General features: G+C 75.7%; 5 protein-coding genes. 2 read left to right on the forward strand and 3 right to left on the reverse strand.

The genetic code is table 11. The features are described from left to right. Positions 1-54: 54 nt before the first annotated feature. On the forward strand, positions 55-1,371 hold the full coding sequence (locus ACFQ11_RS27675) for a salicylate synthase (RefSeq protein WP_378303809.1): 1,317 nt from the start codon (positions 55-57) through the stop codon (positions 1,369-1,371). 68 nt (positions 1,372-1,439) lie between these two features. Here the strand turns inward: ACFQ11_RS27675 and ACFQ11_RS27680 are convergent, their stop codons facing one another. Beyond that, complete coding sequence (locus ACFQ11_RS27680; RefSeq protein WP_378303811.1) at positions 1,440-3,062, reverse strand: (2,3-dihydroxybenzoyl)adenylate synthase; 1,623 nt, start codon at positions 3,060-3,062, stop codon at positions 1,440-1,442. A gap of 5 nt (positions 3,063-3,067) precedes the next feature. After that, positions 3,068-3,475 (reverse strand): aspartate 1-decarboxylase, encoded by a 408-nt coding sequence (gene panD, locus ACFQ11_RS27685; RefSeq protein WP_378303820.1) that lies wholly within the window; start codon positions 3,473-3,475, stop codon positions 3,068-3,070. A gap of 122 nt (positions 3,476-3,597) precedes the next feature. Here panD and entS point away from each other — a divergent pair, with 122 nt between their 5' ends. Next, positions 3,598-4,914, forward strand: a complete 1,317-nt coding sequence (gene entS / locus ACFQ11_RS27690; protein WP_378303813.1) for an enterobactin transporter EntS — start codon at positions 3,598-3,600, stop codon at positions 4,912-4,914. Between the two features lie 16 nt (positions 4,915-4,930). Here entS and ACFQ11_RS27695 read toward each other — a convergent pair. Next, positions 4,931-6,628 (reverse strand): non-ribosomal peptide synthetase (locus tag ACFQ11_RS27695; RefSeq protein WP_378303815.1); only part of this gene is annotated, 1,698 nt, incomplete at its 5' end.

The following is a 6,628-nucleotide window of genomic DNA, read 5'->3' on the forward strand; positions in this document are numbered from 1 at the left end:
GAGTTGGCTGCCTTGTCCATCGGTGTCACGTATGAAGAGCCCACGGAAACGGTCGTGGAGAGCACCGCCGACCCCCTGGCCCTGATGGCCGGGCTGGCCGGTTCCGGGCTGTTCGGCGACCACGTGGTCTACGAGCGCCCCGGCTCGTGGACGTTCGCGGGCGGCACGCTCGGCGAGGTGATCCTGGAGGACGGCGAGGTCCGCACCCGGTGGCCGGGCGCGGAACCGCGGTCCGGGCCGTGGACGGGGCGTCCGGCGGACGCGCTGAGGGAGGCGTTCGCGGCGGCGCCGCTGCCGGTGTGGAACGCGTACGGATGGATCGCGTTCGAATTCGCCGCGGAGCGGCGCGACGATTCTGCCGCGGAGCGGCGCGACGGTTCCGCCGCGGAGCGGCCCGGCGGGCGGCTCGCGCACCTGGTCGTCCCGCGCGTCGAGGTGCGGGTGCGGGACGGGCGCGCGCACATCACCGGCGGCGACGCCGACGAGGTCGAGCGGGTCGTGAAGCTGCTCGCGGCGGGCGGCGCGGCGCCGCCCGCGGCGGCGTCCCCGGTGGACGTGCGGGCCGGCGGGGACGCGTACCGGGAGCGGGTGGCGCGGGCCGTGGCCGACATCGGCGCGGGCCGCTACCAGAAGGTGATCGTGTCCCGCAGGGTGGACGTTCCTTACCCCGTGGACACGGTCGCGACCTATGTGCGGGGGCGTGCCGCCAACACCCCCGCGCGGTCGTTCCTGCTCGATCTCGGCGGCTTCCAGGCGACCGGGTTCAGTCCCGAGGTGCTCGCGAGCGTCGAGGCGGACGGCACCGTGATGACGCAGCCGCTCGCCGGGACGCGCGCGTTCGGGCGCGGCACGGACGCGGACGCCCGGACGCGGCGGGAACTGGAGAGCGACCCGAAGGAGATCTTCGAGCACGCGGTGTCGGTCCGCACGTCGCAGGAGGAGCTGGACGGGGTGTGCGCGCCGGACAGCGTCCGGGTCACCGGGTTCATGACGGTGAAGGAGCGGGGCAGCGTGCAGCATCTCGGGTCGAGCGTGAGCGGCGTGCTCGCGCCGGGCCGCACCTGCTGGGACGCGCTGGACGCGCTGTTCCCGGGGGTGACGGCGTCGGGCATCCCGAAGCCGGCGGCGGTCGAGGCGATCGGCGGGCTGGAGGAACGGCGCGGGCTCTACGCGGGCGCGGTCCTCGCGGTGTCGCACGACGGGGCGCTCGACTCGGCGCTCGTCCTGCGGGCCCTCTACAACCGGGACGGACGGGCCTGGCTGCGGGCGGGCGCGGGGATCGTCAGCGGCTCGACGCCGGAGCGCGAGTACGAGGAGACGTGCGAGAAGCTGTCGAGCATCGCGCCGCACGTCGTCCCGCTCGCCCGGTAGGCCCGGCGAGAGGGCGCGCCGCCCGTCCCGCGTCGCGGGGCGGGCGGCACGCCGTTTCCACGCCGGGTTCAGGCGAGGCGGGCGGCCAGCTCCTTCTTGCTGATCTTGCCGACGGGGGTGCGGGGGAACGTGTCGACGGTCTCGATCCGGTCGGGCCACTTGTAGGCGGCGAGGCCGCGCTGCCGCAGGAAGTCCTTGATCTCGGCGAGCGCCGGCGCGGTGCCGCGGACGACGAGGAACGCGCACGTCCGCTCCCCCATCATCGCGTCGGGGACGCCGACGACGGCGGCGTCGTGCACGGCCGGGTGGGCGAGCAGGTGGCTCTCCAGCTCCTCGGCGGAGACCTTGTCGCCGCCCCGGTTGATCTGGTCCTTCTCGCGGCCCTCCACGATCAGGTGCCCGGACGGGAGGCGGCGGACGAGGTCACCGGTGCGGTAGAAGCCGTCGGGGGTGAACGAGCGCGCGTTGTGCTCGGGCGCGCGGTAGTAGCCGCGCAGCGTGTACGGGCCGCGGGTGAGCAGCTCGCCCACCTCGCCGGGCGCGACATCGGCGCCGTCGGCGTCCACGACGCGGACCTCGTCCGCCGGGGACAGCGGACGTCCCTGGGTCCGCTCGACGAGGTCGCGGGGGTCGTCGAGCCGCGTGTAGTTGAGCAGCCCCTCCGCCATCCCGAACACCTGCTGGACGCGGCAGCCGAGCGTCTCCGGGACCTCGGCGGCCCGTTCGGCCGCGAACTTGGCGCCGCCGACCTGGAGGAGTTCGAGGGACGACACGTCCTCCTCGGCCCACGACACGGCGTCCAGCCACAGCAGCGCGATCGGCGGGACGACGGCGCAGACGGTCGCGCGCTCGCGTTCGATGAGCGGGAACGCCTCGTCCGGCGAGCCGGACGGCGCGAGCACGGCCGTCCCGCCCGCCGCGAACACGCCGAGGACGCCGGGGCAGGCGAGCGCGAAGTTGTGCGCGGCCGGGAGGACGACGAGGTAGACGGTGTCGCGGCCGAAGCCGCACACCTCGGCGCTGGCCTCCAGGTTGTAGACGTAGTCGCGATGCGTCCGCGGGATCAGCTTCGGCAGCCCGGTGGTGCCGCCCGAGAGCAGGAACACCCCCACGCCGGCCGGATCCGGCCGTGCGATCTCGACCGGGTCGGCGTCCAGGTCGGCGAGGGCGGTGAACTCCTCGGCGTCCCCCTCGATGACGACGTGCTCGACCGGCAGCGTGCGGGCCATGACCCGGTAGTCGAACGCGCCGTCGCCGCCGGCCGCCCGGTCGGCGGCGACGTACGCGCGGGCCTCCGCCAGCTCGCACAGGTATCCGATCTCGCTCTCCCGGTGGGCGGGCAGCGCGAGGACGGGCACGGCGCCGATCCGCACGAGCGCCAGGAACGTCACGACGAACCCGGCGGAGTTGGGGAGCTGCACGACGACGCGGTCGCCGGGGCGGACGCCGAGCCGCAGCCATCCGGCGGCGGCGCGGTCGGCGCGCCGGTCCAGCTCGGCGTACGAGAGCCGCTCGTCACCGGCGACGAGCGCGGTGCGGTCCGGGTCGTCGCGCAGGACGTCGCGGTTCAGGACGTCGCCGAGGACGCGGTCGCCCCAGTACCCCTCGGCGATGTAGCGCTCCTCGAGGTCCTTCGGCCAGGGGGTGAAGCCGTCCGGGGCCGGCTCGGGTCGCGGGTTCGCGTCGGCCACCGCGCTCACCGCCCGGCGAACTGCGCGTCGCGTCCGGCGGTCGGCGCCCCCGGGACGGGTTCGGCCGCGTCGTCGCCGAGCGCGACGATGCGGTTGGCGCCGTCCACGTGCACGACGCGCGGCCGGTGCGCGTCGCGGTCGGCGTCCTCCACCGACGCGTAGGTGATGATGATGACCATGTCACCGGGCTGTACGAGGCGGGCGGCGGCGCCGTTGACGCCGATCACCCCGCTCCCCGCCTCCCCGGTGATGGCGTAGGTGACGAGCCGGGACCCGTTGGTGATGTCGACGACGTGGACCTGTTCGCCCTCCACGATGTCGGCGGCGGCCATCAGCTCCGCGTCGATCGTCAGCGACCCGACATAGTGCAGATCCGCCTGTGTCACAGTCGCACGGTGGATCTTTCCGTTCATCAGCACGCGCTGCACGGCAGAGCCCTCTTTCTCAAGACCAACTAAGGCTAGGCTTACCTTAGCTATTCCCCCTCGCGAGGAGAACCCCGACGATGCTCCGGGAAACGTTCAGGCGCCTGGCCATGGACATCGGCCCCCTGCGCGACAGCAGGCCGTTCCGCGACGTGTTCATCGCCCGCACCGTCTCGGTCTTCGGGATCGGCATGCTCGCGGTCGCCCTGCCCGTGCAGGTCTACGCCATGACCGGCTCGACGGTGCACGTCGGCGCGGTGTCGGCCGCGGAGGGGTTCGCGCTGCTCGCCGGGTTCCTGTGGGGCGGCGTGCTCGCCGACCGGCACGACCGGCGGCGGCTGATGGTGCGGGCGCGGCTGTTCGCCGGGGCCGGGTTCGTGCTGCTCACCGTGAACGCGTTCCTGCCGTCGCCGTCCCTCGCCGCGCTCTACGTGCTCGCCGCGTGGGACGGCTTCGCGACGGGCGTCAGCGTCACCGCGCTGCTCGCCGCGACGCCCGCGCTCGTCCGTCCCGACAAGCTCGTCGCGGCGGGCGCGCTGAACGCGCTGACCGTCCGGCTCGGGTCGATGCTGTCGCCCGCCCTCGGCGGGCTGGTGGTGTCGGCGTTCGGCGTCGGCTGGAACTACGCGGCGGCCGCCCTCGGCACCCTCGGCACCGTCACGCTGCTCACCCGGCTCCCCGCCCTGCCGCCCGCGCCGGACGGGGAGGCCGCCGAGCGGAACCCGCTGCGCGCCATCGGCTCCGGGCTGCACTTCGTCGCCACCCATCGCGTCGTCGGGTCGCTGATGCTGCTCGGGCTGCTGTTCATGGTCGCGGGCGGCATCCCCGTGCTGATGCCGGCGTTCGCCGAGCACGCCCTGGACGGCGGGCCCACGACCGTCGGGCTGCTGTACGCGGCGCCCGCCTGCGGCGCGGTGCTGGCGTCCGTCACCAGCGGGTGGGCGGGACGGTCGCGGCGGCCGGGCCTCGCGCTGCTGACGGCGTCCGTGGCCGGGTTCGCCGCGCTCGCCTGCCTCGGCCTCGCCCGGCACCCCGCGCTCGCCGTCGCGATCCTGTTCGGGTACGGGTTCGTCGCGTCGGTCGAGGAGATCCTGCGGTACGGGCTCATCCAGACGCACACGCCCGCGTCCCACCTCGGCCGCGTCAACGCGCTGTGGGCGGCGCAGGAGACCGGCGGCGAGGCCGTCGGCGCCATCGGCGCGGGCGCGCTCGGCCGCTACCTGGCGCCCGGCGCCGCCATCGTGGTGTACGGGACGGTCAGCGCGGTCCTCGCCCTCGTGCTCGCGCTCACCCTCACCGGTCTGCGCACCGCGACGCTCGGCCCCGGAGCCGGCCCCGACACGGACGGGGACGGCGACGGGGACGCGGGCAAGGGCGCGGGGCCCGACCCCGGCGTCGCGATCGACGCCGGGCCCGAGCCCCGCTGATCCCCCACCGCCCGCGTCACCCGAGGCGGGCGGCGATCTCCTCCTCGGACAGCGCCTCGACCTCGAGCCAGATCGCGGCGACCGCCTCCAGACGTCCGGGCGTCTCCTCCAGTTCGGCGAACCGGCGGCACACACGCGCCACCGTCCGCTCGGCGAACAGCACCCGCACCGGCAGCGCGCCGGTGTCGAGGGCCTCGCGGAGCCGGGCGACGACGGTCGTGGCGAGAACGGAGTCGCCGCCGAGGGCGAAGAAGTCGGCGTCCGCGCCGACGCGCTCCCTTCCCAGCACCTCGGCGACGATCCGGGCCAGCACCTTCTCCAGGGCGGTCCCGGGTTCGGCGTCCGCCGCGCCGGCCCGTCCCGCCTCGGCCGCGGCCGCCGCGGCGAGCGCGTTCCGGTCGACCTTGCCGTTGGCGGTGAGCGGCGGCTCGTCCAGCGCGACGAGCAGCTCGGGCACCATGTGCGGCGGCAGCAGCTCCTGGGCGCGCGCGAGGACCGCGTCGCGGTCCAGCCCGCCGCCCGGCCCGTCCTGCGGGACGACCGCGGCGGCCAGCCGGCCTTCGGCGACGAACGCCACGGCCCGCCCGACGGACGGGTGGTCGCGCAGCGCCGCCTCGACCTCGCCCAGCTCGATCCGGAAGCCGCGGACCTTCACCTGGTGGTCGCGGCGGCCGAGGAACTCGATCGTCCCGTCCGGCCGGTAGCGGGCCAGGTCGCCGGTCCGGTACCAGCGGACGCCCTCGGCGGTGACGAACCGGTCGGCGGTCCGCTCCGGGTCGCCCGCGTAGCCGTCGGCGACGCCCGCGCCGCCGATCCACAGTTCGCCCGCCGCCCAGTCCGGACGGTCGCGGCCGCGTTCGTCCACGACCCGGCAGGCGACGCCGCGCAGCGGCACCCCGTACGGGACGGCCGTCCAGTCGGCGGGGACGTCGCCCGCGACCTCCTGCACGGTGGAGTGGATCGCGGTCTCGGTCGTCCCGCCGAGCGCGACGAACCGGGCGTCCGGCGCGGTCTCGCGCAGCAGCGCGGGCAGATGCGTCCCCACCCAGTCGCCGCCGAGCAGCACCAGCCGCAGCGCGGGCGCGGGCGGCTCGGCCGCGGAACCGGCGCGCAGCAGCATCTCCAGCACCGACGGCACGCAGTTCAGCACGGTCACCGACCAGCGGCGGGCCAGCCCGGCCCAGCGGGCGGGGTCGCGCCGCTCGTCCTCGCGCGGCACGGCGACCGCGCCGCCCGCCGTCCACGCGGCGAACAGGTCGAACACCGACAGGTCGAAGTCGAGCGCGGACACCGCGAGCGTGACGTCGTCCGGGCCCATGCCGAAGCGTTCGACGAGGTCGCCGATGGTGTTCATCGCGGCGCCGTGCGACACCTCGACGCCCTTCGGCTCGCCCGTCGAACCCGACGTGAACAGCACGTACGCGACCTGCTCCGGGCGCACTGCGACGGGTTCGGCCAGCGGCTCGGCGTCGCCGACCGAGTCGAGCGCGACGACCGCGGGCGCCCGCCCGGGCTCCCCGCCCCCGGGCAGACGGATGGCCGCACTACCCGGCACGTCACCGTCCGCGCGGTCCACTCCCTCGCGGCCGGCGGGCGAACCGGCGATCGGAGCGCCCGCCGCGTCGCCGTCCGCACCCGCGCCGGCCGGTCCCTCCCGGACGGCGGACGCCTCGGCGGACGCGCCCGCGCGCTCGGGTCCGGCGGCGTCGCGGGC

This window comes from Actinomadura sediminis, assembly GCF_042675525.1.
GTDB lineage: Bacteria > Actinomycetota > Actinomycetes > Streptosporangiales > Streptosporangiaceae > Spirillospora > Spirillospora sediminis.

Bases quoted from the DNA above. Each gene is read 5' to 3' on its own strand.
- panD (WP_378303820.1), bottom strand. From the start codon at position 3,475: ATGAACGGAAAGATCCACCGTGCGACTGTGACACAGGCGGATCTGCAC.
- entS (WP_378303813.1), top strand. From the start codon at position 3,598: ATGGACATCGGCCCCCTGCGCGACAGCAGGCCGTTCCGCGACGTGTTC.